This is a genomic window from Streptomyces sp. NPDC059003 (assembly GCF_042740445.1).
Lineage (GTDB): Bacteria > Actinomycetota > Actinomycetes > Streptomycetales > Streptomycetaceae > Streptomyces.
Genome location: NZ_JBHYJH010000139.1, coordinates 1 through 26,840, shown reverse-complemented (window position 1 = coordinate 26,840; position 26,840 = coordinate 1). Strand labels below are relative to the sequence as shown.

The 26,840-nt window shown below is 74.8% G+C and carries 19 protein-coding genes; 2 read left to right on the top strand and 17 right to left on the bottom strand.

All coding sequences use genetic code 11. The features are described from left to right. Window positions 1-77: 77 nt before the first annotated feature. The 7 genes from ACFWZ5_RS34555 to ACFWZ5_RS34525 form a co-directional block, all read right to left on the bottom strand. Window positions 78-2,873, bottom strand: a complete 2,796-nt coding sequence (locus ACFWZ5_RS34555) for an FtsX-like permease family protein (protein ID WP_384797243.1) — start codon at window positions 2,871-2,873, stop codon at window positions 78-80. A gap of 23 nt (window positions 2,874-2,896) precedes the next feature. Then, complete coding sequence (locus ACFWZ5_RS34550; protein ID WP_384797240.1) at window positions 2,897-3,607, bottom strand: ABC transporter ATP-binding protein; 711 nt, start codon at window positions 3,605-3,607, stop codon at window positions 2,897-2,899. Window positions 3,608-3,848: 241 nt separating this feature from the next. Next, window positions 3,849-4,730, bottom strand: a complete 882-nt coding sequence (locus tag ACFWZ5_RS34545) for an NAD(P)-dependent oxidoreductase (protein ID WP_384797237.1) — start codon at window positions 4,728-4,730, stop codon at window positions 3,849-3,851. Between the two features lie 130 nt (window positions 4,731-4,860). Beyond that, the gene (gene galE, locus ACFWZ5_RS34540; protein ID WP_384797234.1) at window positions 4,861-5,847 is read right to left on the bottom strand and encodes a UDP-glucose 4-epimerase GalE; all 987 of its coding nucleotides are present in this window, start codon (window positions 5,845-5,847) and stop codon (window positions 4,861-4,863) included. Window positions 5,848-5,959: 112 nt separating this feature from the next. Further along, window positions 5,960-7,585: a glycosyltransferase family 2 protein gene (locus ACFWZ5_RS34535; RefSeq protein WP_384891727.1), complete on the bottom strand. Its 1,626-nt coding sequence runs from the start codon at window positions 7,583-7,585 to the stop codon at window positions 5,960-5,962. A 44-nt stretch (window positions 7,586-7,629) separates the two neighbouring features. Then, the gene (locus tag ACFWZ5_RS34530; protein ID WP_384797231.1) at window positions 7,630-9,150 is read right to left on the bottom strand and encodes a hypothetical protein; all 1,521 of its coding nucleotides are present in this window, start codon (window positions 9,148-9,150) and stop codon (window positions 7,630-7,632) included. After that, window positions 9,147-12,653: a CDP-glycerol glycerophosphotransferase family protein gene (locus ACFWZ5_RS34525; protein ID WP_384797228.1), complete on the bottom strand. Its 3,507-nt coding sequence runs from the start codon at window positions 12,651-12,653 to the stop codon at window positions 9,147-9,149. The genes ACFWZ5_RS34530 and ACFWZ5_RS34525 overlap by 4 nt, the downstream gene beginning before the upstream one ends. 155 nt (window positions 12,654-12,808) lie before the next feature. Here ACFWZ5_RS34525 and ACFWZ5_RS34520 point away from each other — a divergent pair, with 155 nt between their 5' ends. Beyond that, a complete protein-coding gene (locus ACFWZ5_RS34520) occupies window positions 12,809-14,944 on the top strand; it encodes a CDP-glycerol glycerophosphotransferase family protein (RefSeq protein ID WP_384797225.1) in 2,136 nt (711 codons plus the stop codon). A 59-nt stretch (window positions 14,945-15,003) separates the two neighbouring features. Here the strand turns inward: ACFWZ5_RS34520 and ACFWZ5_RS34515 are convergent, their stop codons facing one another. From ACFWZ5_RS34515 to ACFWZ5_RS34480, 8 genes are all read right to left on the bottom strand, one after another. Continuing rightward, the gene (locus tag ACFWZ5_RS34515; RefSeq protein WP_384797222.1) at window positions 15,004-15,753 is read right to left on the bottom strand and encodes an ABC transporter permease; all 750 of its coding nucleotides are present in this window, start codon (window positions 15,751-15,753) and stop codon (window positions 15,004-15,006) included. After that, window positions 15,746-16,738, bottom strand: a complete 993-nt coding sequence (locus ACFWZ5_RS34510; protein WP_384797219.1) for an ATP-binding cassette domain-containing protein — start codon at window positions 16,736-16,738, stop codon at window positions 15,746-15,748. The genes ACFWZ5_RS34515 and ACFWZ5_RS34510 overlap by 8 nt, the downstream gene beginning before the upstream one ends. Beyond that, a complete protein-coding gene (locus tag ACFWZ5_RS34505) occupies window positions 16,735-17,346 on the bottom strand; it encodes an ATP-binding cassette domain-containing protein (protein WP_384797216.1) in 612 nt (203 codons plus the stop codon). The genes ACFWZ5_RS34510 and ACFWZ5_RS34505 overlap by 4 nt, the downstream gene beginning before the upstream one ends. After that, window positions 17,343-19,685 carry a hypothetical protein gene (locus ACFWZ5_RS34500; protein WP_384797213.1) on the bottom strand — a complete coding sequence of 781 codons (2,343 nt, stop codon included), beginning with the start codon at window positions 19,683-19,685 and terminating at the stop codon, window positions 17,343-17,345. Before ACFWZ5_RS34500 ends, ACFWZ5_RS34505 begins: the two co-directional genes overlap by 4 nt. After that, entirely contained in the window at window positions 19,682-20,212 is a 531-nt protein-coding gene (locus ACFWZ5_RS34495) for a hypothetical protein (protein WP_384797211.1), read from the bottom strand. Before ACFWZ5_RS34495 ends, ACFWZ5_RS34500 begins: the two co-directional genes overlap by 4 nt. A gap of 88 nt (window positions 20,213-20,300) precedes the next feature. Continuing rightward, window positions 20,301-20,972 (bottom strand): hypothetical protein, encoded by a 672-nt coding sequence (locus ACFWZ5_RS34490; protein WP_384797208.1) that lies wholly within the window; start codon window positions 20,970-20,972, stop codon window positions 20,301-20,303. Window positions 20,973-20,986: 14 nt separating this feature from the next. Then, window positions 20,987-21,607, bottom strand: coding sequence for a stage II sporulation protein M (locus tag ACFWZ5_RS34485; protein WP_384797205.1), 621 nt, complete (start codon window positions 21,605-21,607; stop codon window positions 20,987-20,989). Between the two features lie 131 nt (window positions 21,608-21,738). Then, a complete protein-coding gene (locus ACFWZ5_RS34480; RefSeq protein ID WP_384797202.1) occupies window positions 21,739-22,020 on the bottom strand; it encodes a hypothetical protein in 282 nt (93 codons plus the stop codon). Window positions 22,021-22,352: 332 nt separating this feature from the next. Between ACFWZ5_RS34480 and ACFWZ5_RS34475 the strand changes: the two genes are divergently transcribed. Then, window positions 22,353-22,988, top strand: coding sequence for a LuxR C-terminal-related transcriptional regulator (locus ACFWZ5_RS34475; RefSeq protein WP_384797199.1), 636 nt, complete (start codon window positions 22,353-22,355; stop codon window positions 22,986-22,988). Between the two features lie 23 nt (window positions 22,989-23,011). Here ACFWZ5_RS34475 and ACFWZ5_RS34470 read toward each other — a convergent pair whose 3' ends face one another. Together ACFWZ5_RS34470 and ACFWZ5_RS34465 are read right to left on the bottom strand one after the other, a co-directional pair. Continuing rightward, window positions 23,012-25,843 (bottom strand): stealth conserved region 3 domain-containing protein, encoded by a 2,832-nt coding sequence (locus ACFWZ5_RS34470; RefSeq protein WP_384797196.1) that lies wholly within the window; start codon window positions 25,841-25,843, stop codon window positions 23,012-23,014. Continuing rightward, the gene (locus ACFWZ5_RS34465) at window positions 25,840-26,697 is read right to left on the bottom strand and encodes a hypothetical protein (RefSeq protein WP_384891723.1); all 858 of its coding nucleotides are present in this window, start codon (window positions 26,695-26,697) and stop codon (window positions 25,840-25,842) included. Before ACFWZ5_RS34465 ends, ACFWZ5_RS34470 begins: the two co-directional genes overlap by 4 nt. Window positions 26,698-26,840: the final 143 nt, after the last annotated feature.

The following is a 26,840-nucleotide window of genomic DNA, read 5'->3' as shown; positions in this document are numbered from 1 at the left end:
AGCGCGGAAAGAAGGGGTCCTAGGGGCGGAGCCCCTAGTTTCGGGAAGGGGCGGGTCCGGGGCGCCCCGCGACGGCCTCACCCCGTCGGATACCGCCCCCGCAACGCCCGCCGCGCGGGCAGCACCGTCCCCGCGAGCGCCGTCCCCCCGACCACCGCCACCACCACCGCCCCCTGCCCGAAGGGCAGATACGGCACCGCCCCAGCCACCGCCACACTGAAGGCGAGCAGCGGGAACAGGGCGACCCCGGTGCCGACCACGAGCCCGGTGAGCGCCGTCGCCGCGGCCTCCAGGCGGAGCATGCGGCGGAGTTGGGCCCGCCCCGCCCCCGCCCGGCGCAGCAGGGCGAGTTCGGGCCGCCGCCCGACGCCGATCAGCGTGAGGGTGGACAGGACCGCGATCACGGTGAAACCGCCGATCGCGGCGACCACCGCCCCGGACACCACACCGCCGAGCGCCTGGTCCTCGGCCTCGACCCGGACCACGTCCCGCACGGCACCCGCCCCGCGCTCGATCCGGGCACCGGGAGCCGCCGCGGCCAGGGCCCGTTCCGTCCGCGGACCGGGACCGGGACCGGGACCGGCGCCGTCCGTCGTCACCAGGACCCGCCGGGCCGCCGGGCCGCCGCCGGACATGTGCCGGGTCAGCTCGTCGCGGGAGAGGAGGAAGTCCCCGGCGCCCAGGCCGCGTTCGTACACGGCGACCACCTTCAGGCCCGCCTCCGCCCCGTCGCCGAAGCGCAGCGTCACCGTCGAGCCGACCCGCGCGTCCAGGTCCCGCGCCCGGTCGCGGCTCACCGCGACCGTCCCCGGCCGGAGGCCGTCGAGGCGGCCGTCGCTCACGTCGGGGTCGAGGGCCCGGGTCACACCCGGTGCCGTGACGCCGAGGACCGGGAGCCGGTCGAGCCGGGGTTCGCCGGTCTCGCGCCGGGCGAGGACCACCGTGCTGTGGACGACCTCCGTCGCCGCCCGCACCCCGGGAGCCGCGCGGATGCGTGCCACCGCCCCGGCGGGCAGGCCCGTGTCGGCCCGTACGACGAGGTCCGCGCGGACGGCGTCGCGCAGCTGCGCCGCCGCCTCGTGCGTCAGCGTCGCGCCCGCCGTCAGCTGTACGCCGACGAACGCCGTGACGAGCACGATCGGGGTGATCGCGGCGCCGAGCCTGCCCGCGGACGCGGTGCAGTTGGCCGCCGCGAGGTGCCCGCTCGGGCCGCCGAGCCGGCGCATCGGCCCGGCGAGCACCCGCAGCGCGCCGTGCGCGATCCACGGCCCGAGCAGCGCGCAGCCGATCACCATCGACACCGCCGACGCGCTCGCCGCGGCGGCCGCGGCCTGCCCGTGCTGGAGCGTGGCCGTGCCCGCGGAGGTCACGCCGACGGCAAGCAGGACAAGTCCCGTGATCCGCCGGGGCGTTCCGGGTTCCGCCTCGCGCAGCGCCTCCGCGGGGCGCACCTTCGCGGTGCGCCCGCAGGCGATGAGCGCCGAGATCCGGGCGACCAGGACCGTGAGTCCCGCCGTGACCAGGGGGGCCGCCCACAGCCATGGGGGGAGGGGGAGTTCGAGTCCGGGCGGCAGCGCGTCGTGCGCCTCCAGGAGCGCGCGCAGGCCCAGGTACGCGGGGACGGCGAGGACCGCGCCCGCCATCGACGCCACCGCCGCGACCCGGCCCACCTCGCGGCCCACGGCGCCGCGCAGCTGCCGTGGTGTCGCGCCCACCGCGCGCAGCAGGCCCAGCTCGTGGGCCCGTTGGCGCAGGGCCTGTACCACCGTCGACGACACGACGAGGAGGGCGATCAGGACCACCGTGCCCGCCACCGCGCCGAGCAGCTCCAGCATGCCGGTGCGGGCGGGCGCCACGGCCAGGTACTCGGCGGCACCCTTGCCGCGACCGGTCAGCACCCGAAGCTTCGCGGAGTCCCCGTCGGCCCGCTCCCCGACACTGCGCAGCCCCGCCTCGTCGACGGCGGCCCGCACCCGCCCGTACACCTCACCCACGCTCACACCGTCATCGGCGACCACCCCGATGGCATCCACGGCACGAGCGCCTGTGTCCCCGCCCCCGAGCCCCACGCCCTTGCCGACGACCACCCCCGCAGCCCCCGCAGACTTGCTCCCCACGCGTCCGCTGCCCGTCCGCCTGGCGTCAAGCTGTCCCCTGCCCGCGCGCCACGCGCCCTTGTCGGCGCCCGCGCCCGCGTCTCCCGCGCCACCCACAGCGCCCGCGTCACCCGCGTGCCGCACTCCCGCACCCGCGTGCCGCACCCCCTCGTCGGCGCCCGCCACCCCCGCCAACCGCCGCGCCTCACCTCCCGTGAAGTACACCGCCGCCCGCGGCCCCTCCGCCACGCCCACGACCCTGTACGTCGCCTCGGTGGTGCCGACGCGCAGGGTGACCCGGTCGCGTAGCCCGTGGTCGCCGCCCACGACGACCTCGCGGTCGTGGTGCGGGGAGCGGCCGTCCCGTAGGGCGTACGGGGCCAGGCGGGCGGCGGCCCAGGGGCGGCCCGTGGTCGTGGTGGTGCCGGTGCCTACCGGGAACACCCGGTCCGCCACGGCCAGGCGTACGCCCGGGACCTTGCGGATCACGTCGAGCGCGCGCTCCGGGACCCGGACCCGTTCGGTGAGCCCGGCCGTGGCCGTCTCCGGTTCCGAGCCCCACGGCTTGGCGGTGTAGCGGGTGTTCTGGTCGCCCGCGACGACGGCGTCGGCGGCCGCGTACCGCTCCACGCGCGCGTGCCCGAGCGCCGCCGACGTCACGGCGACGGCGAACGCCCCTAGCAGGGCCGAGGTCAGCACGAGCGCGGCGAACACCGCCGCCCAGGCCTTGCGGTGCGTACGCGCCGCGCGGGCCGCGAGCAGCGCGGTCACCCTCATGGCTACCGGTGGCCGTGATGTCTTCATGCCGCCGCCACCGCCCCGCGCCCCAGCTGCCGCATCACACCGTGCACCCGCTCCGCGTCCGGGCGGTTGAGCGCGGCCACGATCCGCCCCTGTGCGAGGAACAGCGCCTCGTCGCACCACGCCGCCGCGGCCGGGTCGTGCGTCACCATCACCACGGTGTGACCGTCGTGGTCCACGGCCTGCCGCAGCAGGGCCAGGACGTCGTGTGCCGTCTCCGGGTCGAGGGCGCCGGTCGGCTCGTCGGCGAACACCACCGCCGGGTCGGTGACCAGGGCGCGGGCGATGGCGACCCGCTGCTGCTGGCCGCCGGACAGCTCGGCGGGGCGGTCCTCGGTGCGGTCGGCGAGGCCGACGGCAGCCAGGGCGCGCGCCGCGGACCCGTACGCGTCGCCCCCGCCGCCGAGCAGCAGCGGAAGCGCCACGTTCTCGGCGACGCTCAGCGACGGCACCAGATTGTGCGCCTGGAAGACGAAGCCGACGCGCTCGCGGCGCAGGCGGGTGAGCTCCGCCTCCTTCAGGGACTCCACGGCCACGCCCTCGATGCGGACGCTCCCGGACGTCGGCCGGTCGAGCCCGGCCGCGCACTGGAGCAGCGTCGACTTGCCGGAGCCCGAAGGCCCCATGACCGCGAGGAAGCGGCCGCGCTCCACGGTCAGGTCCGTCGGGTGCAGCGCGGTGAAGCGGCCCTTGCGGTACGTGCGCCCCACGCCGTCGAGCGTCAGCGCATCGTTTCCCCCGGTGTGCCCGGTGCCGCTTCCCGCCCGCTCCGTGGTCGTCTCCCGCGCGGACGCGCGCCGCCTGAACATCCCGTACGCCCTCTCCATGACCGTCGCGGCACACGCCGCCCGCCAGGGAAAACGCTAGGAATCGGGGCCTGGTCCGCACGAGAGAGCACAGTCCCGGACCGGGGGTGGAGCCTGCTACACCCCCGGCGCTCCGGGGAACCCCCTACGCCGGCTTGCGCAGCAGCTCCACGAGGGCCGCGATGCTCTGGTTCCCGCGGCCCTCGGCCATCGCGCGGCGCAGCAGGTCGTGCATCGGCTCGTGCCAGCGCACGTCGAGCCCGGTCTCCGCGCCGAGCTCCTCGTCGTACGCGATGCCCGCGTGGAAGATCTCGATGGACGACAGGGGCTCGGAGTAGTCGCCGCGGTCGATCTCCGCGGCGAACACGGGAAGCACCGAGTTGACCATCTCCAGCCACTTCTGCGTGTACGGCACCAGGCTGCTCGCCTCCATGCCGCGCCCCGTGACCAGGGCCGCCCCCTGGAAGAAGCCGAGCAGCGCGGGCAGCAGGGTGCCGCCGACGGCCTGCTCGTACAGGGCGGCGAGGTCCGGGTCGGCGCCGAGGTACTGGGTGTCGCCGCCCATGACGCGCAGCGTCGCCTCGTGCGCGTCGTACACGGCGCGGTCGCCCGCGTAGTAGAGCAGCGTGTCGGGCTTGGCCACGGCCGTCGGCACGTTCTTGATCGCGCCGTCGAGGTAGTGCGCGCCGTGTCCGACGGCCCAGTCGGCCATCGTGCGGGCGCCCGCGGGGTTGCCGGAGTTGAGGGTGACCAGGGTGTGCCCGGCGAGCTCTGCGGCGGCCGGGGCCAGGGCCTCCAGGGTCGCGTCGTACGTCGTCAGGCAGGCGATCGTCAGGGGGCTCGCGGCGATCGCCGCGCAGATGTCCGCGGCGTGCGTCGCGCCCTGCTCGACGAGCGGGGCGGCCTTCTCGGGGCTGCGGTTCCAGACCGTGGTCGGGTGCCCGGCCGCGACGTACGCCGAGGCGAGCGCCGCGCCCATGGCGCCGAGGCCGACGATCGTCACGGGCGTGCGGGCGTGCTCAGGCATGGCTGCTCCAGGTCAGGGCGTCAGGTGAGGGGGGGAGTGCCCGGCCCCCCGGGGCGAACCGGGGGCCGGACTGCCCTCAAGCCTGAAGCCGACCCACGCCTGCCTCAAGTACCGACTTTTTAGTGCGTACTTACCTTTTGGTGCGCGTCTCGGGGTGCAGCCGCAGCCAGCCCGCCCACGCCGACTCGACCATCTCGCGCACGTCCCGCTTGGCCGTCCAGCCGAGCTCGGTGGTGACGCGGTCGGCGGCGGCCACGACGCGCGCCGGGTCGCCCGCGCGGCGCTCGCAGACCTCCGCCGGGATGTCGTACCCCGTGACGTCCTCGATCAGGTCGACCATCTCGCGCACCGAAACGCCCTCGCCGCGGCCGATGTTGAGGGTCAGATCGGTGCCGTCGGGCGCGTCCGCGAGGCGCCGGGCGGCCGCGACGTGCGCCTCCGCGAGGTCCGTGATGTGGATGTAGTCGCGGACGCAGGTGCCGTCCGGCGTCGGGTAGTCCGCGCCGAAGATCCGGGGCGCCGCGCCCTCGGTGAGCTTCTCGAAGACCATCGGTACGAGGTTGTAGACGCCGGTGTCGGCGAGGTCCGGGCTCGCCGCGCCCGCCACGTTGAAGTACCGCAGGCAGGCCGTCCGCAGGCCCGTCGCGCGGCCGACCGCGCGGGTCAGCCACTCGCCCGCGAGCTTCGTCTCGCCGTACGGGCTCATCGGCAGGCAGGGCGTTTCCTCGGTCACGAGGTCCACGTCGGGCATGCCGTACACGGCGGCCGACGAGGAGAACACGAAGGACGGGACCCGCGCGGCGGCCACCGCGTCGAGCAGCACCCGCAGGCCCTCCACGTTCTCCCGGTAGTAGCGCAGCGGCTGCTCGACCGACTCGCCCACCTGCTTCTTCGCCGCCAGGTGGACGACGCCGGTGACCGCGTGGTCCTTCAGGGTGCGGGCCACCAGGTCCGCGTCGAGGGTCGAGCCGGTGACGAGGGGCACGCCGTCGGGCACGCGCGCGGCGATGCCGCTGGACAGGTCGTCGTAGACCACCGTCCGCTCGCCCGCCTCCGTCATGGCGCGCACGACATGTGCCCCGATGTATCCCGCGCCGCCGGTGATCAGCCAGGTCATGGTCAGCTCGTCCCGTCGTGTCGTATGTGTTGGCGTATGTGATGGCAAATGTCGCGAATGTTCCCCGGACATCCCGGACGAGCAGTCTCCCAGAGGCCGCGTACGACGCACATCAGCGGGCTGGGCCACCTCCCGGGCGCAGTCCGCGCAGGGCCCGCGCGAGCCGTCTTCGGGCGACCCCCGCCACGCCCCGCACGCCCGGCGCGAGCCGCACCGCGAGGCTGCCCACCGTCGTCGCGTACGGCTGGACGAGCAGGATGCCGCGCCGCCCGCCCGGCACCGCGACGCGCCGCAGCAGGCCGGGCCCCGCGACCGCCCGCGCCGTCGTCTCGCGTGCCGAGCCGTCGTCGAAGAGCAGCCGGACGCGCAGGTCGTACACGTCGCCGTCGAGCGCCGCGAGGTCGAGTCGCACCTCCGCCGTCCAGGTCTCGCCGGGCGTCTCGACGGCGAACGCCGCCGTGCGCCGCAGGCCCGGACGCCCGCTGCCGCGGTGCGTCAGCTCCACGTCGACCAGGGCGGGCCCGGCCGCCGCGACCCGGCCGTACAGCTCGTGCAGGCGAAGCAGCAGCCGCGCGCCGCCGCTCGGGCGCAGCTCCGCGTCGACGGCGAGCGGCAGCAGGCGCAGCGGCCGCACGAGCAGATGGTCCAGGGCGACCTGGGGCAGGTCGTCCGACCAGACGGGCGTGCCGTCGCGGTCGCGCGCGTACGGCGGGGCGAGGCGGGCCGGGCGCGCCGCCACCTCGCGCAGGCGCTCCAGGTCGCGCGGCCGGGGCGAGGCGAGGAGCACGCGGGCGATGACGCGGCCGGGGGCGGGCGCGGCGTCGAGGTCGGCGGCGTCGAACTCGGTGAGGTAGGCGCGGGTGAGCGTCCACCAGGCGCGCTGGTACTCGGGGTCGCGCGCGGGCAGCTCCCGCGTGTACATCCGCAGGCCGTGGTCGAGGAACTGGGCGCGGGCGGCGCGCGCGAGCCGCTTGGCGCCGCCGGGCGCGGCGCGCAGGATCTCCACGGCCTGCCGGTGGGCCTCGATGCGGGCCCGCCAGTTGTCGATGCCGGAGCGGTCGAGCGAGATCGACAGCTTCGTGGCGGCGCGCCGCACGTGCCACACGTACACCGTGTCCGGGATGAGCGCGATGCGCGGCCCGGCGGCAAGGAGCCGGGCGCCGAACACGAAGTCCTCGTAGATGAACCGCCCTTCGGGGAAGCGGACGGCGTGCTCGCGCAGGAAGGACGTGCGGTAGAGCTTGCTGACGCACAGCGTGTCGTGGACGAGGCGCGGGCGCAGCTCGGGCCGGGCGACGAGGGCGGGCTTGCGGTACAGCTCGGGCTGCCAGGGCACATCGCGCCCGGACGGCAGCTCGCGGCGCACGCACAGTCCGGCCGCGACCTGGGCGCCGTGCCGCAGGGCCGCCCGAAGCAGCGCGTCGGCGGCGCCCGGGGCGAGCGTGTCGTCGCTGTCGAGGAATATCACGTACTCGCCCCTCGCGGCGTCGAGCCCGTCGTTGCGCGGGGTGCCGCAGCCGCCGCTGTTGGACGCGCGGCGCAGGACCGTGACGCGCGGGTCGGCGTCGGCCAGGGAGTGCAGGACGGCGACGCTGTCGTCCGTCGAGCAGTCGTCGACCGCGATCACCTCGTGCACGACGGGGCCTTGCGCGAGCGCGGAGCGCACCGCGTCCGCGACGTGCGGGGCGTCGTTGTAGCCGATCACGACGACGGTGACTCGGGGCGCCTGGGGCGAGATGCGTTCCACGGGGGAAATCTTAGGGCTTTACAGTAATTATCCGATTAAGGGGCTTCAGTACGTTTGCCACCGACCCGTGCCAGGACCTCCCCGGTGTGCGGACTCCACGTCACCACCACCGCCTCCGGCGGCACCCGCTGCTGCGGGTCGAGCAGCAGCCAGCGCACGTGGTAGCGGCGGACCACGGCGGCGCGCTCGGCCCGGGTGGCGTCCGGGGCCAGGTACGCGCGCACCTCGCGCAGCCTGCGGTTGCGCACCGGCTCGGCGAGCGACGCGTCCGGCCAGGCCGGGGCCACGAGGTTCGCGCCGAACGCGGGCAGCGACCGCATGGGCCGGTAGCCGTCCGTCAGGACCACGTCGCCCCGGTGCAGCCGGTCCGCCGCCCACGCGTAACTCGGCCAGCGCGGGGGCTGGTCGAAGCCGATCGGGTCCAGGGCGCGCGGGACGACGGCGCCCGCCTGGATCTGGGCGAAGCCGACGGCCGCGCCGAGCGCGGTCGCGCCGGCCAGGGCGCCTCGGCGCGCGCCCCAGGGGCGCGGCGCCGCCAGTTCGATCGCCAGGGCGAACTGGAGCGGGACGAGGGTCAGGCCCAGGATGCGGCCGTACGTGTAGTGGCCGCTGAGCCAGCCGTACGCGACGACTGCGCAGTCGAGGGCGAACATGATGACCAAGGGGTCCTTGTGGTCCTTGCGCCAGCGCGTGTACAGGGCCGGGAGGCCCAGGGCCGCGAGCCAGAAGCGTTGGGGGACGTCGGTGTAGAGCTGGCGGTGGATCCAGTCGACGGAGCCGTCTCCGACCAGGGTGAGCGGGTTGAAGTAGGGCCAGCCGGCGGCCACTGCGAGTGCCATGACGCCGGTGGCCGCCCAACGCCAGGCCGCTGTATGTCCCCAGTGGGCGAAGGCAAAGCTTGCCACCCCGATCACCGCCGCCACCGAGGAGATCGGGTGGATGAGGAGGATCAGGCCGCACAGGGCGCCCAAGCCCGCGTGGCTCCACAGGGATTTCGGCGGAGCCGCCGCCCAGGACCAGGCCCAGAACGTCAGGCCGATGGCGAACGTCGACGGGTAGCCGAGGTTGCCCGTCATCGACATCAGGCCCAGGTAGCCGCTCCACCAGGACATGCGGGTGCCCCAGAGGAGGACCATCGCGAGGAGGGCGAGGACGGGGGCCCAGGGGCGGGGGGTGAGGGCGCGGACGAAGCGGCCGATGCCGGTGAGCAGGACCAGGAGGTTCAGCGGGCCGGAGAGTTTGACGGTCTCCCAGCCCGCGAGGCCGCCCGCCTCGGCGAGGAGCGCCTGGGCGACGGCGTACGGGGAGTAGTAGGCGCTGCCCTCGCCCGGCAGGTCGGCCATCGGGTGGGCGGGGTGCAGGAGGTCGGCCTTGAGGCGTTCGACGACGGCCGCGTGCTGGCCGAAGTCGCAGCACATCGGGACCCGCCAGTACGCGAGCGACATGACGAGCCAGAACAGGCCGCCGAAGACCAGGTAGGGCGTCGGCCGCCAGGGCACGCCCGCGCCGGACGCCGTCGCGCCGCGGACCGTGCGCCGCGTGCGGAGCATGGTCATCGCATCAGCCTCTCCGCGACGCGGGCCGCCGCCCGGCCGTCGTCGAGGTCGCAGTAGGCCTCGCGGAACGCCGCGTACGCCTCCGCGTGCCGGGCGGCGACCGCGTCCAGGTCCTTGAGCGCGCCGAGCACCTCGCCGGTGGAGGCGAGCAGCGGTCCGGGCGCGCGGGTCTCGAAGTCGAGGTAGAAGCCGCGCACGGTGTCGCGGTAGTGCTCCAGGTCGTAGGTGTGGAACAGCATCGGGCGGCCGGTGTGTGCGAAGTCGAACATCAGGGACGAGTAGTCGGTGACGAGGACGTCGGCGATCAGGAGGAGCTCGGCGGCGCGGGGGTGGGCGGTGACGTCGCGGACGAAGCCGGTGCCCGCGCCGGGGAGGCGTCCTGACGTCAGCGGGTGCTTGCGGACGAGCAGGACGTGGTCGTCGCCCAGGGTCCGCTCGGCGGCGCGCAGGTCGAGGGCGGCCTCGTAGCGGAACCGGCCGGGGGCGGCCGCGAGGTGGTCGCGGTAGGTGGGCGCGTACAGGACGATCCGCTTGTCCGGGGCGAGGCCGAGCTCGCGCCTGACCCGCTCGGCGACCTTGCGGCGGTCGTCGGCGAACAGCACGTCGTTGCGGGGCGATCCGGCCTCCAGGACCTCGCCGTCGTAGGCGAGGGCGCGGCCCAGGTGCTCGGTCGCGAAGCGGCCCGGGGAGACCAGGACGTTCCACTGGCTCGACAGGCGGGGCAGCGCGTCGAGGTGGTGGTGGTCGGCGTACAGGGTGTCCGTCAGGTCGGTGCCGATGCGCTTGAGGGGCGCGCCGTTCCAGGTCTGCACGACGGTCTGGCCGTCCCGGCGCTCGAAGAAGTCCGGCAGGTGGCCCGCGGTGACGATGCGGCGGCAGCGCGCCAGGGCCTCGTACCACGCGGCGCTGTGCTCCGCGACGCCGCGCGCGCCCGGCGGCACCTGCGTCTGCTGGTCGTGCGTGACCCACAGGTGCTCGACGTCGGCGCCGCGCCGCACCAGTTCGTCGTGCACGGCGCGCGGCGAGTCCCCGTCGAAGTAGAGGACGGCGTCGCGCAGTTCCCGCTCCCGCTGGCGCGGATAGTGCGCGGTACGCAGCTGGTGGCGCCGGTACGCGCCGCGCTCGGCGGGCGCGAGCACCGATCCGGCCTCGATCAGGAGCCGGTCGCCGAAGCGGCGGTCGACGGTGAACTCCCGCTCCTGGACGGTGTGGTGGAGCGGAAAGCCGCCGCCCACGGACGCGAGCACCCGCACGGGAACGCCCGGCCCGCCGTGCCCGGTCTCGCGCAGGAACGCGTACCACCGCCCCTCCCGCAGCACCCCGCCCCCGGGCGCCACCTCCGCCCGGAACCGCTCGCCGCCCTCCCTGAGGCCCCGCCGGACCGGCACCGTCACCTCGTCGTCGCGCCCGCTGTGCCGCAGCACGAGCTCGGCGGTCGGCCAGCTGTCGGGCGACGCCGTGCCCTCGATCGTCAGGGTGCCGTCGACGGTCCACGCCACGCGGTCCGCGACGGGCTGCCGGGTCAGCTCGACGACGAGCCTGCCCCGGTCGTCGGCGGTGGCGCACAGCTCGCGGCCGGGCCGGGACGCGTACCGGCCCGGCGGCAGGTCGAGGGTGGCGGCGACGGGGACGGGCTTGCCGTCGGGCAGGACGAGCTCCGCCTGCCAGCGGTCGCCGTGCGGCGGCTCGACCTGGGCGGGCGCGTGGTGCGGCGCGGCCGGGACGTCCTCCAGGTCGGCGAGGCGCACGCGCACCTCGAACCGGTCGTCGGCGATCTTTACGGGGTACGTGAACTCGGCGCCCGCGCGCGGGTGCGTCAGGCGCAGGGACGCGGGGCGGGCGCGGCCGGGCAGGTGGCCGGAGAGGACCACGTCACCGCCGTCGCGCCGGTGGCCGTCGACGCGCGCCGCGTACTCCTGGACCCGCAGCACGAGCCGCCCCTTGCTGAAGCCGAGCGCGAGCCGCAGCCCGTCGCCGAGCTCCCGCACCAGCGTCTGCGCCCCGGCGCCCTCCTGGGCGCGCACGGCCGCGCGCCGCACGGTGCCGTGGCCCGCGAGGACCATGCCGAACAGCCAGTTGCCGGGCCGCCACCGGCCGCCCGCCTTGAGCTGCTCGGGGTCGACGGTCATCTCGAATCCGGACCAGTCGTAGCAGTGCAGCTGCTGCCGGGAGCCCTCGGTGGCCTCGGGCGCGGCGACCGTGCGGGTCGGGAGCCGCTTGAACCGGCCCTTGCTGTGGGCGGACTTGAGCAGCCCGGCCTTCACGGACCTGCCCGGCCGCGCCGCCTCCAGATTGCGCACGTAGGCGTGGCCGCGGACGCGCAGGAGCCCGTCCGCGTCCCAGGCGGCCTCGGTCAGGCGGGCCACGACGGGCAGTTCGCCGCGGCCGAGCCGGGTGACGCCCTTCGGCAGCCGGCCGACGCCCGGGAACACGGCGTGCCGCCGGACAGCGCCCCGAACGTCGAACGCCCCTTTGCCGCCCCGCTGTTCATGGGCGAGCAGCCCGATCAGCTCGTCGGTACGCCCCTCGCGCACCAGCTGCCACTTCACGCGCAGGTCGACCGGCAGACGGCCCAGGATGCCCGGCTCGGCGGCGGCGAGGAACTCCGCGGTGCCGCCGAGGAACGCCGACCGGTACTCGGGCCCGCCCATCGGCAGCCCCTCCAGGAAGTACACGAAGTCGTCGCGCAGGCACGACGCGTCGTACGTCGCCTTCAGCTCCGGCGTCGGCGCGTGCTCGGCGAGGAAGGCGCTGACGTGCGCGCAGGCCGCGATCCGGTCGCGCACGCCCTTGACGTCGGTGCGCCGCCGCGTGATGGAGCCCTCGCGCACCCGCCAGTAGTAGACGTGCTCGCTCAGCACGTCGACGGACGACGCGAGGAAGTGCGCGGGGATCATCACCGGCGTGTCCTCGTACAGCCTGCCCTCGGGGAACGTGAAGGCGTGCCGGTCCCAGAACTCCCTGCGGAAGACCTTGTTCCAGGCGACGCGGTCGGCGAGCAGGGCGAGGTCGCGGCCGATGTGGGTGCGGGTGCGCGGCTCGGTGAGCCACTGGTACTGCCAGGCCTGCGAGCGGCCGCGCTCGGTCAGGCGCCAGACGTTGCCGCTCGCGAAGTCCGAGCCGCTCGCGTCCAGGCTCGCGATCATGCGGGCGTACGCGTCGTGCGGCACGACGTCGTCGCTGTCCACGAACGTCAGGTACTCGGCGCCCGGACTGGCGTGCCGCACACCGGTGTTGCGGGCCGCGCTCAGGCCCGCGTTGGGCTGCCGGACGTAGGTGAAACGGGGGTCGCGGGCGGCGAAGGCGCGGGCGATGTCCGGGCTCGCGTCGGTGGAGCCGTCGTCGACGAGGACGACCTCGAGACCGCCGCGGCGGTCGTCGCCGGACGGGTCGCCGAACGTCTGCCGGGCGACGGACTCCAGGCACTCCTCAAGGAACTCCTCGACGTTGTAGATGGGCACGACGACGCTGAGTCGAGGCTGCACGGGCGACCGGCCTTTCATGGAGGAAGCTGCGAAGCACGGGAGAACGGGGGTGTTACGCCTCTTACGGGGTCATTCGCCCTGTTTGCCCGGTCCGGTCGGCGTTGTTGCCGTTGATCACCCCTATGAGTGAGGGTTCTTCGACAGTCCGTACGCATTGGCTACCGTCGGTGTCCATGTCGCGCTTCTCGGTTGTCGTGCCCGCCCACCGCGTCCAGGCCTATCTGAGGGAATGCCTGGACTCGGTGCTCGATCAGTCCTTCGGCGACCTCGAACTCCTCGTCGTCGACGACGCCTCCCCCGACGGCTGCGCCCGGATCGGCGCCGAGTTCGCGCGGCGCGATCCGCGGGTGCGGCTCGTGCGCCTGCCCGAGGGCCGCGGCCCGGGACCCGCCCGCAACGCGGGCGCCGCCCACGCCACCGGCACCCATCTGCTCTTCCTCGACGGCGACGACCTGCTCCTGCCCGGCGCGCTCGCCGCCGTCGACGCCGCCCTGGCGGCCGCGGGCGAGCCCGACGTGCTGCTCTTCGGGCACGACCGCCTCAACTGGTGGGGCGACGTGCGCGCCGTCCACGACGACCTCGGCGGCGACCCGCTCGCGGCGGCGCCCGCCGCCTGGAACCGCGTCGTGCGGCGGGAGTTCTGGACCGCGCGGGGCCTCGCGTTCTCCGCCGGGCCCTACGAGGACGTGGTGCCCGCGCACCGGTCGGTCCTGGAGGCCGGTGACCGCGTCGCCGTGCTCGACCGGGTGTGCGTGCGCTGGCGGGAGCGGCGCGTCGGCAGCTTCGCGAAGTCGCCGGGGCAGCGGCACTTCGGGGTGCTCGACCGGTACGAGGAGCTGTTCGCGACGCTGTCCGGGCCCGCTGACGGGGGCGCCGAAGGGGGAGCTGAAGGGGGAGCTGACGGGGGTGCGCGGCTCTACCCGCACGCCGTCCGCCATCTGCTCGCCGTCCTCGACGACCCCGGCCGGGTCGCGCCGCGCGACCGCGCCGAGTTCTTCCGCCGCGCCGCCCGTCTGCTCGCCGCGCACCGGCCGCCAGGACACGAGCCCGCGTCGGCCGAGGAACGCGCCCTGGCCGACGGCGCGTACGGCACGTACCGGGGCCTGGAGCGCGCGAGCGCACGCCGCGCGTCCGTGCGCGCCGCCCTCGCCCGCCGCAAGAAGCAGCTCGGCCTGCGCGTCAAGCGCACCGAGTACCGCACCGCCCTGCGCACCGCGCGGCTCGACCCGGACCTCGCCGTCTACGGCGCGTACTGGAACCGCGGCGTCAGCTGCAACCCGGCCGCCATCCACGCCAAGGCCCGCGAGCTCGCCCCGCACATCCGGGGCGTGTTCGTCGTCGCCCGCGCACACCGCGACCGGGTGCCGCCGGGCGTCGACCACGTCGTCGCGGGCTCACGGGAGTACTGGCGGCTCATGGCCCGCGCCACGTACGTGATCAACAACTCCAGCTTCCCCGGCGGCTTCACCAAGCGCCCCGGCCAGGTCTACCTCCAGACCCACCACGGCACGCCCCTGAAGAAGATGGGCATGGACCAGCGGCGCTACCCCGCGAGCACCCACAACCTCAGCTTCCAGCGGCTCATGGACCACGTCGACCAGTGGGACTACAGCCTGTCCGCCAACCCGCACTCCACGGAGGTCTGGGAGCGCGTCTACCCGTCCGCCGCCTACCGCCCCCTCGAACTGGGCTATCCGCGCAACGACGTGTACTTCACGGCCACGCCCGACGACACCGCCCGCATCCGCGAGGAACTCGGCGTCGAGGACGGCCAGAAGGTCCTCCTGTACGCCCCCACGCACCGCGACTACCAGAAGGGCTTCCTGCCGCGCCTCGACCTGGACCGCTTCGCCACGGCGCTCGGCCCGTCCTACGTCGTCCTGGTCCGCGCCCACTACTTCTACGGCGCCGCCGCGGGCCTCGGCGCGCACCCCCGGATCGTCGACGTCACCGGGCACGCGCGCGTGGAGGAGCTGTGCCTGGCCGCCGACGCGCTGGTGACGGACTACTCGTCGCTGATGTTCGACTACGCCTGCCTGGACCGCCCGCTCATCACGTACGCCCCCGACTGGCAGGCCTACCACCTGGCCCGCGGCACGTACTTCGACCTCCTGTCGGGCCGCCCCGGCGACACACCGGGCGCGGTGGCCACCACCGAGGACGAGCTGACGGCACTGTTCCGGGACGACACATGGGACACGCCGGACACGACGAGGCTGAGGGCGGCGTTCCGGTCCCGCTTCTGCCCGTACGACGATGGTGGTGCAGCGGAGAGGGTGGTACGGCACCTCTTTCTAGAGGGGAACTGAAGCGCCCCTGAAAGGGGCGCGGGGAACTGCGCGCTCAGCCCCCACGAACCCGCAGGTACTCAGACCTCCTGGCGCCGCAGCACGAGATACGCAACCGCCGCCACGGCGGAGGCCCACAGCAACAACACCCCACCCCCCGCCGCAGGCGAAAGATCCCCCACATCCTGATGGACCTGCATCAGCCGGATCCCGGCCCGATCGGGCAGGAACCGAGCAACCGGCCGCAACCGCGGCGCGGTAGCCAGCGCACCAGAGACGATAAAGAGCATCGGAAGCAACACCCCAAGCGCGGCAAGCGACCGCCGCACCACAAAGGTGAACGCCCCGGCGAGCGCAGCGAGCAGCCCCGCATAGGCGCCCGCGCCAGCAACCGCCCGCAAGGCATCGCCATAAAACGGCGCCCGCGCCCCGAGAACGGCACTGGCCGAGAACACGGCGACACCCCCTGTGACAAGCCCCCATCCGACCCCGACCACCCCGAGCACGCCCAGCTTGGCCCCCAGCAACCGTCCCCGGCGAGGCACCGCCGCGAGGGTGGTCCGGATCATTCCGGTCCCGTACTCGTTGCCGACCGCGAGCACCGCGAGGACGACCAGCGGCACCTGACCGAACTGCAGGCCGGTGAACGACAGCCCCACCGGGTCGAGTTCCCGTTGCCGTGCCGCGTCCGCGCGGCGGTATTCGGGCCCGATCAGCGCGCAGAACAGCAGGCTCACGAGGACGGTGAGGGCGCAGCCCAGGGCGAGCAGCCACCAGGTCGAGCGCACGGTGCGGAGCTTGATCCACTCCGCGGCGAGCAGGTCACGCATGGGCGGGGGCCTCCATCCGGCCGTCGGCGTGCTGACTGGACCGGCCGGACTGACCGGACTGACCGGACTGGCCGGGGTCCGGCGCCGCGGCCCGGTACTCGGCGGCGTCGGCGGTGAGCCGCAGATAGGCCTCTTCCAACGACGGCCGGAGCGGCGTGAGTTCGTGCACGCTCCACCCGTGCCGGGCGGCGATGTCGCCGATCCGGGCGCTGGCGATGCCGGTCACGGTCGCGGTCTCGGGGGCGTCGTCGTACGTCACGTCGGCGCCCTCCTCGCGCAGGGCGGCGGAGAGCGGCCCGAGCCGGGGCGAGACGAGGCGTACGCCCGTGGGCGCGGCGTCGACCAGGGTGTCGATGCCGCCGTCGGCGAGGACCCGGCCCCGGCCGATCACCAGGACATGGTCGGCGGTGACCGCCATCTCGTGCATGAGGTGGCTGGAGACCAGGACGGTCCTGCCCTCGTCGGCGAGGGCGCGGAGGAGGCCGCGCAGCCACTGGATGCCCTCCGGGTCGAGGCCGTTCATCGGCTCGTCGAGGAGCAGCACCTCGGGGTCGCCGAGGAGCGCGACGGCGATGCCGAGGCGCTGGCGCATGCCGAGCGAGAACCCCTTCACGGGCCGCCGCGCGGCCGGGCCGAGCCCGACGAGGTCGAGGACCTGGCTCACGCGCGCCGAGGGGAGGCGGTGCGTGCGCGCGAGCCAGGCGAGGTGGGCGCGCGGGCTGCGCGCGGGGTGACAGGCGGAGGCGTCGAGCAGCGCGCCGACGGTGCGCAGCGGGTCGCGGAGTTCGGCGTACGGGACGCCGCGGACGAGGGCGCTGCCCGCGTCCGGTGTGCCGAGGCCGAGGACCATGCGCAGGGTGGTGCTCTTGCCGGCGCCGTTGGGGCCGAGGAACGCGGTGACGCGGCCGGGCGCGGCCGTGAAGGTCAGGCCGTCCAGGACGCGCTTGCCGCCGTACGACTTGACGAGGTCCCGTACTTCGATCATGCGTCGGCCCCCACGGTCAGCGTGTCGTCCACCAGGCCCGCCACCGAACTGTCGGAGTGCGACACGAGGACGAGGGTGCGGCCTTCGTCCCGCCAGCGGGCCAGATCGTCACGGACCGCCTGCTCGGCCTCCGTGTCCAGGCCGTTGAACGGCTCGTCGAGCAGGACGAGGCGGGGCGCGTGCGCGGTCGCGCAGACGTAGCCGAGCTTCTTGCGCTGGCCCAGGGAGAGGTCACCGGCGAGGACGTCGAGCCGGTCGCCGAGGCCGAGCGCGCCGGCCCGCTCCCGCAGTTCCCGGGCGGGGACGCCCCATACGCCTGCCGTGAACGCCAGCTGCTCGCCTGCGGTGAGGTGTTCGTACAGCGGCGGCGGCTCCTGCACGAACCCGCGCAGGGCGCGCACCGCCGGGTCGCCGGGCGCCCGCCCGTCGACGGTGACCCGCCCCGCGTCGGGCACGGCGAGCCCGGCGAGCACGCTCAGGAGCGTGCTCTTGCCGCTCCCGTTCGGCCCGACGACACGCACGGACGCGCCCTCGTCGACCCGCGCACTGAAGCCACGCAACACGTCCGTACCGCCGCGGCGTACGACGAGATCCTCGATGTCGATCACTGATGCGTCCCGGGGGTCTGGTGGGGGTGTGATGGGGGTGAGGAGGGGGTGGGGGAGCCGGGCGATGTGGGTGGCGCGGAGGAGGTGGGTGGGTTGGGGGCCGGGGTGGGCGCCGGGGGCCTGGCCGGTGTGGTCAGGGTGGGGGTGGTCGGGCGGGGCGGGGTGGTGGACACGGCTGTCGCGCCTGTCGCGCCTGCCACGCTCGTCGCGCCTGCCGCCTCCGCCGTGCTCGCCATGCCTGTTGCGCCAGCTGCGCCTGCCGTGTTCGCCATGCCTGCCGCTCCCGGCACGCCCGTGTTGCTTGACCTGCCTGGCACACATGACGTGCCTGTCGCGCCTGCTGCCTCGGCTGTGCCCGCCGTGCCTGCCACGCCTACCGCATCCGATGTGTGCGTCGCGGCTGCCGCTCCCGATCCGCCCGACGCGCTCACCACGCCCGACGCAGATGGCGTCGCCGTCCCGGCCGCCGCGTGCGACGTGAGCGCCGACGCCGGAGCAGCCGCAGAAGCGGAAGCAGACGTAGATGCACCCGCAGACTCAGTAGCCGTAGCCGACTCGTTGGCCGTAGCACCCGCACCCGCACCCGCACCCGCAGACTCAGACTCAGACTCAGACTCAGACTCAGGAGCCGGAGCCGGAGCCGGAGCCGGAGCCGGAGCCGGAGCCGGAGCCGCAGCAGCCGCACTCGCACCCGCCCCCACCGACCGCCCCAACGCCCCCGCCCCCAAGTCCCGTCGGCCCACCGCGCGGAGCGCCCCGTACGCCGCCGCCAGCGACGCCACAAGCAGCGCACCGTGCGCAACATCCGTGGCCGTGCCCGATGTCAGCGCCCCGCTCAGGCCCGCGCCCGCGGTGACCGGTGCGGTGAGGAGGGCGACGAACACGCCCTCCGTGACGTCCGCCGCCGGAGCCCGCGTGACGCGGCCGTCCGCGAAGCCCTCGGGGCGTGGCACGCAGAAGTACGTGAGCACGGTGGCGCAGCCCGCGCCGGCGGCCACGACGGCGAGGGCGAGCAGCGCCCGCGCCCACCCGGCCGCGCTGTCGACCCCGCACAGGGCCGCCGCGCCGAGGCAGAACGGCGCGGTCACCGCGGCCACCGCGACGGCCGCGGTCCCGGCCTTGGCCGCCACCCACGCGCCGGTGGGCCGCGGCGACTGGCGCAGCGCGTCCCAGCACTCCCGGTCGGCCTCGATGCCGCAGACCTGGACGACCTCGCTGGTCGTGATGAGCGCGACCGCCACGAACAGGGCACCCACGGCGGTGAACGGCAGCTGCCACAACGGGTGTCCGAGGGCCACGACGACCCCGACGCAGGCCACGCCCGCGAACACGCTGGCCCGCTGGAGCCGCGCGACCCCGCCCACCGTCTGCGGGTGCCCGCGCAGCAGCCGCAGCCACGTCACCCGCCACACCAGTGCGTACGGAGACGACGGCCAGGCCCCGAAGGCCCCGGCCGCACGCCGCGCCACCGCCGGGCGCAGCGGATCGGCACCCGCGTCGCGCCGCACGGTGGCGCGCACGCGGAGCACGGCGAAGGCGCTCAGGGCGAGGGCCACCACGGCGTACCCGGCCGCCGCCAGGCCGACCGAGCCCGGCCGGTGCAGCACGGACCACGCGTGCGGCCTCGCCGCGGCGAGCGTGTCACCGACGAGACGTGCCGCATGGTCCTGCGAGGGCCCGTCGTCGCCCGCGAGCGCGCGGACGAACGGCCCCGCCACGACACCGACGAGCGCACCGGCCACCGCGGCGACGGCCACGCGCGGCAGATGCGGGATCCGGACGACCCGCACCATGAGGGCCGTCACCAGGGCGACGCGCAGCGCCACTCCGCTCACGGCCGCGCCCACCGCGTGCACCAGGAGCACCGGAAGCACCCGGCGGCCCTCCGCACCGGCGGACAGCCACGGCACCGCGACCGCGGCGGCGGCACACAGGAGCAGCACGGCGACCCCCGCGGCGGGCGCCACGAGCCGGGCGGCCACGAGGTGGGCGCGCGACACCGGAAGGGTCCGCAGGACGTCCCCGTCGGGCGGGCTCACCAGGGCGCGGGCCTGCGCGGGTTCGGCCTTCAGGACCTGGAACAGGAACCACAGCGCCACCGGCGTCCAGGTCCACGCGGCGAGGTCCGTGCGGACGGTGTCACCGGGCGGCGCCAGGACGCCGAGGGTGCGCCCCAGGACGACGAGCGCCCCGAGCGCGGCGGCCGCCCCGGCGCCGAGGACGACCCACGCTGCCTGTCGTCGCCGCGCGGCCGAGGGCCCGGTGCCCGCGAGGAGGTTGAGCCGCCGCCGGGTGTCGGCGAGCCAGAGCGCGTACGCCGTACGGAACCAGCGGTTCATGCCGCCTCGCCCTGACGCGCCCGCGCCCGCGCCCCGCCGAACCGCTCGGCGGGGCAGAGCACGGTGGCGGGAACGATGAGCGCCACGAAGACGGCCGCGAGGAGCTTCGGCGCGGACGCGGTCGGCAGATAGAGGCCCAGGATGCCGAGCGGCGCCCACCACAGGACCCCGCCCACGATCATCAGGACGCTGCCCCAGCGGGCGAGGGCGACGAGCAGCCCGAGCGCGAGGATCACGACGCCGCTGATCAGCCAGACGACGCTGAGGAGTTCGACGGTGTCCATGACGTTCTTCGGGTCGCCGCGCAGATCGTCGGAGGCCGCGACGGCCCGCCGCGTCTCCTCGGTCGTGGCCCGGAAGACGAAGAAGTACGCGACCGCCACTGCCCCGGCGGCCGCCGCGAGCACCCCGCCCGCGATCCGCACCCCCGGCCGTGCGATGCCGTCGACGACCACGGTCCAGCAGCGCAGGACGAACCGGATGAGCCGGGGATTGCCGAGGGTGTTGAAGACGAGGCGGTGCAGCATGGGTTCTCCGGGAGCGGGGCGTGGGGGGAGGCGCGGCGCGTGGGAAGAAAACAGTCAGGAAGGGCAGGAGTGAGGCGTCAGGCGGGCGTCAGGACGGGAGCAGCCCCAGCGCCGTGGCGTACACGGCGGTGACCGCGGCCGCGACGCACGCGGCGCGCGCCCACGTCGTCCCGGCGGCGCGCCCCGCGAGCAGCAGCGCGCAGGGCAGCAGCGGCAGCCACGCGTCGAGGTGCGTCACGGACGGTACGGCCCGGGACATCGACTCGCCCAGGGCGATCCGGCCGAGGGACCAGCAGGTCAGCTTGGCGAGTACGAAGGCGATCCAGCCGAGCACGAAGGCCCGGCGCAGCGCGGTGAAGTCCGCGAAGCGGTCGGTGCCCCACGCGGCGGGCAGCGGCAGATGGCGCGCGGCGACGGCGCCGAGCACGCCCACGACGGCGGCGAGCACGCCGAGCGTCACGATGTTGGAGAGCACGCTGGTGCACCACGCGATGGCCGTGCCGATGCCGATCGCGCCGTCGGGCGCGTCGTCGACGCGGTCGACGACCCGCTCGCGTATCTCGCCCCACAGCGGAACGCTGAAGCCGATCGTGGCGAGGACCAGGGCGACGACGCCGAGGGCGCGCCCGCGCCTGCCGAGCAGCCGGGCACCGGGCCCCGCGGCGTCCGCCGCCGGGGCGGTCGCGTCCGACTCCTCGCTCTGGTAGGCGGGCAGGCCCGACGCCGTCCCCGTCGCGCCCGCCGTCCCGGCCGTGCTCACTGCGCCTGTCGTACTCACGTGCTCACCCATGTCTCGATTCCCGCCGCCACGATCAGTCCCGCCACCGACACGCCCCACAGCAGACAGGCGTCCTGGAACCCGAACCGCCCGCCCCGCACGGCCTCTTGCTCCGCGCCGCGCTCCGTCCCGCGCCCCGCCCCGCGCTCCGTCCCTTGTGCGGGCCGTCGTCCGAGTCCGGCGCGTGCCCACGTCACCAGCGGCACGAGCCCGGCCGCCGCGGCGAGCGCCAGGCAGGCCAGTTCGAGGGGCATGTGCGGCAGCAGGTGCCGCACGATTTCGCCGGTGCTGAGGACCGCGCTGCCCTGGCCCCAGAAGTAACCGGCGAGGGTGCCCGTCACGAGGGTCAGCGGGATCGTCATCACGCCGAGCGTGACGACGCCCAGGAAGAGGGCCGCGGAGACGCCGACGTTGCGCGCGAGGATCTCCGTGAACAGGCCCCAGTCACCTTGTTTGGGGGCGCGGCTGACCCCGGTGGGGTCGGTGGGCGCGTACCACCAGCCCGCGCCGAACGCGGCGAGCCACAGCAGGGCGCCGGACACCAGGGCGGGCCACTGCCGCCGGAACAGACCGGCCGTCGCGCCCGTCGTCGCCGTCAAGGCCGTCGTGGCCGTCATCCCCATGGCTCTCCTCCCCCTGTGCCGTACCGCCTGTGCCGTACCGCCTGTGCCGTACCGCCTGTGCGCCGCCGGTCTCGCCCGCCGGGGCCCGCACAACCGCGGGGCCCCGGCGTGACGCATGCGCCGAATTAGGCGATGACGGCCTTCTTGCCGCCCTTCTTGATGGCCTGCTTGACGCCCCAGATCACGATGGAGCCGATGGCCAGACCGCCGGTGACCAGGCCGATCGCGGACGCGACGTCCATGCCCGCCATGATCGACTGGTAGACGGTGGACGCGGAGTCCTTGCTCATGTTGAGCACGTTCTTCAGGAAGAACGGCGTGGCGGTCGCGGCGACCAGGAAGGCCCCGAAGACGGTGGCCGTGACGGCGGCGGCGGACAGGGGACGGCGGGCTGCCGAGCGGTTCATGTTGCGTGTTCCTTCGGATCTGAATCGGTTCATTACGATCGGACCCGTGCCCGCCCCGATTGGCGCGGGGCGGGCACGTCCGGTTCCGGACCCGGCGACTGCGCCGGGCCCGTGACGATCTTGTGCGGGATCGGCGGAGCCCCGTACTGCCTGTTGACGGGGCCATTCGGCAGTTACTGGGGCGTAGCCGCATCAAATGCGGACATACAGGCGGGAGTTGTCCCCGCGTGCGCAGGGGTTCGACGCCTCGCGTCAACGCGGCGCCGCTGGGGTAGGTTGAAGCCTGACCACAAATTGACAACTTCTTAACTAATGGATCGTTCGGGGGACCCATGCTGAACGTGACGGTTGCTCACCACCACCCATGGATACGCCGGGGGCTCGCCCAGTCCCTCGCGGATGGTGAGGAATTCACGGTCGCCTCTTACGGAGGCGTCGACGAGGTGCTAGCGGGGCTGCGGACCCGGCCCGACTCGGTCGTCCTGGCGTCCCGGTCCCTGCCCGGCATCGACCGCCTGCTCGACGCCGTCAGGTGCGGCGAGCTTCCCTGCGTCCCTGTCGCGCTGCTCGGTGAGGCTGCCGCCACGCGCCCGCCCGTCATCGGGCTGCCGCTCGGCGTCTCCGGCTACCTCCCGGAGGACGCCGACGTCCGCGCCCTCTCGCACGCCGTGCACACCCTCGCGTCGGGCGCGGCCGTGCTGCCCGCCGCCTGGATCCAGCACACGGGCGCCACCGTCTCCCGCGCGGAGCCGCGCGAGAGCGGCGGCGCGCTCCCGCTGTCCCTGCGCGAGCGCGAGGTGCTCGCGCTGCTCGGCGAGGGCCTGACGAACCAGCAGATCGGCAAGCGCCTCGGCCTCAGCGCGGGCACCGTCAAGTCGTACATCAGCGCCGTGTACGCCAAGTGCGGCGTCGACAACCGCGTGCAGGCGGCGCTGTTCGCCCACGGAATAGAGGTTTCCGCGGCGTAGGCACCGCGCCGCCCCGCGCTACCTCACCCCCTGGCCCGCTCATAGGGCGACCGCACCGGAAAGTACGCCGTCAGGAACGCCCGCATCGCGAGTGCCGTCTCCTCGTCCGTCAGGTCGCCGCCGGGCGACTCGCCGACGCAGAACGCGGACTTGTTGCGGGACTGCAGCAGCTGGCCGAGCCGGGCGTGCTCGGGGCGGCGCCCGATGTCCACGAAGTCGTAGGCGATCGACCCCGGCACGGCCCGGCCCGTCAGGTACGCGTAGTGCTGGTGCAGCGACGAGACGAGGGCGTGGTCGGCGTTGCCGCGGAACCGGCTGCGGGCGGTGGCCCGCAGCTCGTCGCCGTACCGCTCGTGCAGCTCCTCCAGGACGCTGCGCCGCAGCGCGTACGGCACGTGCAGGAAGCAGTGCGTCGCCGTGCGGCCGAAGTCGCGCCGCAGCAGCTCGCGGTTGTTCTTCGCGGCGGCCAGATAGCCCTCGTCGGCGTCCGACACCGGCAGGTCGGGCACGGACACCGACGACCAGAAGATCCGCGCGAGCCCCGACGGCAGGAAGAACGTGTCCGGGGTCGTCGGGCGGCCGAGGAACATGTCGTCGTTGAAGTACAGGAAGTGCTCGGACAGGCCCTCGATGCGGTGCAGTTGGGTCTCGATGGCGTGCGAGTTGAACGTGGGCAGGCACGCGTCGGGCTCGGCGAACAGATCGCGGTGGTCGACCACGGTCAGGCCCGGGTGGTCCTCGTCGAGCCAGTGGGGGACCTGGCCCGCGGTGACCAGGTACACGTGCCGCACCCAGGGCGCGTACATCGCCAACGACCGCAGCGAGTAGCGCAGTTCGTCGCGGTTGCGGAACCGGACGGTGCCCCGGTCGGGCGACGCGGCGTCGCCGGGCCCGCCCAGGGCGGCGGCGCGGGCGGCGCGCCACTCGGGGTCGGAGTCGTCGACCCAGGTGTAGACGGCGTCGACGGGAAAGTCGACGTCCTTCATGAGGAGCTCGCCGAACACGTCCACGCTCGGGCAGTCCCGCGCGCCCACCCGCAGCCGCGTGGTGGGCGCGAGCGACGGCAGCTCGGTCCCGGCGAGCGTGGTCCCGAACGGCGCCCGCCAGGCCTCGTCGCCGGCGCCCGGCCCGCGCGTCCAGAACGCCACCGTGCACGCCTGCTGCACGCCGTGCCGCAGCGACAGGGTCGTGCTGGTGACCGGCTTGAAGACGCGTACGCCCGCCACCTCGCCCACACCGTCGAGGCGTTCGGCGAGCACCACACCCGGGGCCGCGTCGCGCGGCGCGACCAGCTCGGCGTACACGGGCTGTCCGTGCAGCGCCCCGGCGAGCGCCTTCAGGGCGGCGTCGCGGTGGTCGTCGGGCACGGCCAGGGTGTGGGACGTCGAGCCGCCGTTCGTGCGCACCAGGACGTACGGGACGGCCTCCGACTCCAGGGCGGACGCGGTCAGGTCGAGGTTCCGGTGCGTCACCTGGGGCGCGCCGACGTCGTCGCGCTGCTCGGCGAGCCGCCCCACCGAGCGGACCAGGCCGGTGTGCGCCCGCAGGATCTCGTCCTCGCGGGCCCGCTCGTCCTCGGGGGCGGCGGCGTTCAGGGTGTGCGGGGCGGTCGGCCGGAAGCCGGGGCCGCCCGACGCGATGCCGAGCGCCACCCGGTCGGCGCGCTCCGCGAGCCGCTCCGGCCGGTCGCGTCGCGCCACGAGCCGCGCGTACAACTCCTCCCAGGCCGCCGTGACCTGCTCGGACGAGAAGCGCGCGTACACCCCCTCGCGCGCGGCCCGCGCATACGCACGCCGTGTCTCGTCGTCGGCCATCAGCTCGCCCATCGCGGCGGCGAGCCGGTCGATCTCGCCGGGCGGCACGAGCAGCCCGTCCACCCGGTGCCGCACGATCTCCGCGGGACCCGTCAGGACGTCGTACGCGACCACGGGCACCCCGGCCGCGAGCGCCTCCAGAAGCACCAGCGGAAAGGCCTCGTTGTGCCCGGCGGTCATCAGCGAGAGCCCCGCCTTGGCCCACTCGGCCGCCATGTCCTGGCAGGGCCCGAGGAGTTCGACCCGGTCCTGAAGCCCGAAGGCGTCCACCAGGCGGCGCAGGCTCTGCTCCCGGTGCCCGCTGCCGAAGATCCGCAGCGTCCACTCCGGGTACGCGTCAGCGAGCTGGGCGAAGGCGCGGATCGCGTGATCGACACGCTTCTCACCCGTGAGCCGGGCCGCCATCACCACGACCTTGCTCTCGCCGTCGGCCCGCGGCCGGAAGCCGTCCGGCACGGCGTTCGGGATCACGGCGAGCTCCGGCGCCGTCGCGCCGAGGGACTCCGCGATCCACTCGCGCGTACGCTCCGTCAGCGTCACCAGGGCGTCCAGGCGCGGCGCGTGCAGCAGCAGCGGCTCGCCCGACGGGCCGCGGCGCTGCGTCGGGCGGTGCTCCTGGTGCACGGTCACGGTCCGCGCGGGCGCGAGCCGTACGGCGGCGGCGAGCAGCGCGGGCGTCGTCGTGACCAGGACGTCCGCGTCGAGGGCGGTGAGCGCGGCCGTCAGCTCCACGTCCGAGAGCCGGTCGAACGCGGGCTCCCAGGCGGGCGCGACGATGTCGCTGGGCAGCGCGGCGAGCGTCCGGCAGACGCCCTCGTCGAGCCCCGAGTCCCGCACCGGCCGCTCGGGCGTCACGGTCCGGTCGACCAGATACCGCACGGCGACGCCGCGCGCCTGCGGGAAGAACGGCTCGGGCCGGGTGCGGAAGACGGACACGACCTCCACGTCGTGCCGCTCGGCGAGGTGCAGGGCCTGGGTGTACGTGGCGAGCTCGGTGCCGCCCATCTCGTCGCCCCAGCCCAGCAGATACGTGATCTTCATGCGGTCTCCTTCGCGAGGTCACCGAGAGCCAGGCAGGTCACCGCGAACGCGCCGGACGCGGTGAAGTGCGGGTGGGCGCGGACGAGTCCGCCGCCGGGCAGCGCGACGACCCGGAACGGCGTCGGGCACGACGCCGACAGGTCCCGTACGTCGCTGAGCCGCCGGCCGAGCGGCAGCCCTCCGACCCGGAAGTCCCACACCCATTGACCACCCCCCGCCCCCGCCATCCCCTCCAACGGCACCCGGAAGCTGAACCGGTCCCCGTCCCACTCGACCGGCACCCCCACCCCGAGCCCGTCCCGCCGCCGCACGGCGAGCCCCCGCCCCTGCGGCCGGGCCGCCACCAGGCGCCCGTGCACGGTGATCCCGTCCCCCAGCGGCACGAACCGCACCAGTTCCGCGCGCGGGCGCGACCGCGTGACCTGCACCGCGGCCCGTCCGCCCCGGCACCGCACGACCCGCATCAGCGTGCCCGTACGGGGGTTCGGCGCGTACGGGGCCATCGGCGACGGCGGCAGCGCCGGGTCCGCGGCGACGGCGAGCCCATGACGGCGTACGCGGCCGTCGCCGCCGACCGTCACGAGGGTCAGGCGCCAGACGCCTTCGCGCAGGACGGGGTCGGGGCCGGGGGCCTCGCGCAGGGTCACCGTCGCCGTGAGGAGGTCCCGGCCCTCCTGCGCGAGCGGCACGCGGAAGCGGCGGTGGCCCCGGCTGATGCGGAGCTCGGCGCTCTGGAGGCCGGGGCCGGGGGAGGGGAGCGCGAGATTGAGGGTCCGGCTGTCCCGCAGGGACACGTGGACGGGCGTCAGCAGATCGTCGGGCCGACACCGCCGCCCGGCCACGAGACGTTCCACCCGAAATCGGGCTGAACGGAAGGTGAACGGATGCATTGCCCCACTTTGCCCGTCCACCACGAGATTCCACCCCACGAATCGCGCTCCGCGCTCGTCCTCAAACGCCGGACGGGCTATTTCCCCCCACCCACCCGCCCGGGTGC

What these genes read in the sequence shown, in the direction of transcription:
- ACFWZ5_RS34495 (WP_384797211.1), bottom strand. Translation starts at nt 20,212, where the DNA reads ATGCTGCACCGCCTCGTCTTCAACACCCTCGGCAATCCCCGGCTCATC.
- ACFWZ5_RS34515 (WP_384797222.1), bottom strand. Translation starts at nt 15,753, where the DNA reads ATGCGTGACCTGCTCGCCGCGGAGTGGATCAAGCTCCGCACCGTGCGC.
- ACFWZ5_RS34510 (WP_384797219.1), bottom strand. Translation starts at nt 16,738, where the DNA reads ATGATCGAAGTACGGGACCTCGTCAAGTCGTACGGCGGCAAGCGCGTC.
- ACFWZ5_RS34530 (WP_384797231.1), bottom strand. Translation starts at nt 9,150, where the DNA reads ATGACCATGCTCCGCACGCGGCGCACGGTCCGCGGCGCGACGGCGTCC.
- ACFWZ5_RS34555 (WP_384797243.1), bottom strand. Translation starts at nt 2,873, where the DNA reads ATGAGGGTGACCGCGCTGCTCGCGGCCCGCGCGGCGCGTACGCACCGC.
- ACFWZ5_RS34500 (WP_384797213.1), bottom strand. Translation starts at nt 19,685, where the DNA reads ATGAACCGCTGGTTCCGTACGGCGTACGCGCTCTGGCTCGCCGACACC.
- ACFWZ5_RS34475 (WP_384797199.1), top strand. Translation starts at nt 22,353, where the DNA reads ATGCTGAACGTGACGGTTGCTCACCACCACCCATGGATACGCCGGGGG.
- galE (WP_384797234.1), bottom strand. Translation starts at nt 5,847, where the DNA reads ATGACCTGGCTGATCACCGGCGGCGCGGGATACATCGGGGCACATGTC.
- ACFWZ5_RS34480 (WP_384797202.1), bottom strand. Translation starts at nt 22,020, where the DNA reads ATGAACCGCTCGGCAGCCCGCCGTCCCCTGTCCGCCGCCGCCGTCACG.
- ACFWZ5_RS34525 (WP_384797228.1), bottom strand. Translation starts at nt 12,653, where the DNA reads ATGAAAGGCCGGTCGCCCGTGCAGCCTCGACTCAGCGTCGTCGTGCCC.
- ACFWZ5_RS34470 (WP_384797196.1), bottom strand. Translation starts at nt 25,843, where the DNA reads ATGAAGATCACGTATCTGCTGGGCTGGGGCGACGAGATGGGCGGCACC.
- ACFWZ5_RS34520 (WP_384797225.1), top strand. Translation starts at nt 12,809, where the DNA reads ATGTCGCGCTTCTCGGTTGTCGTGCCCGCCCACCGCGTCCAGGCCTAT.
- ACFWZ5_RS34485 (WP_384797205.1), bottom strand. Translation starts at nt 21,607, where the DNA reads ATGACGGCCACGACGGCCTTGACGGCGACGACGGGCGCGACGGCCGGT.
- ACFWZ5_RS34545 (WP_384797237.1), bottom strand. Translation starts at nt 4,730, where the DNA reads ATGCCTGAGCACGCCCGCACGCCCGTGACGATCGTCGGCCTCGGCGCC.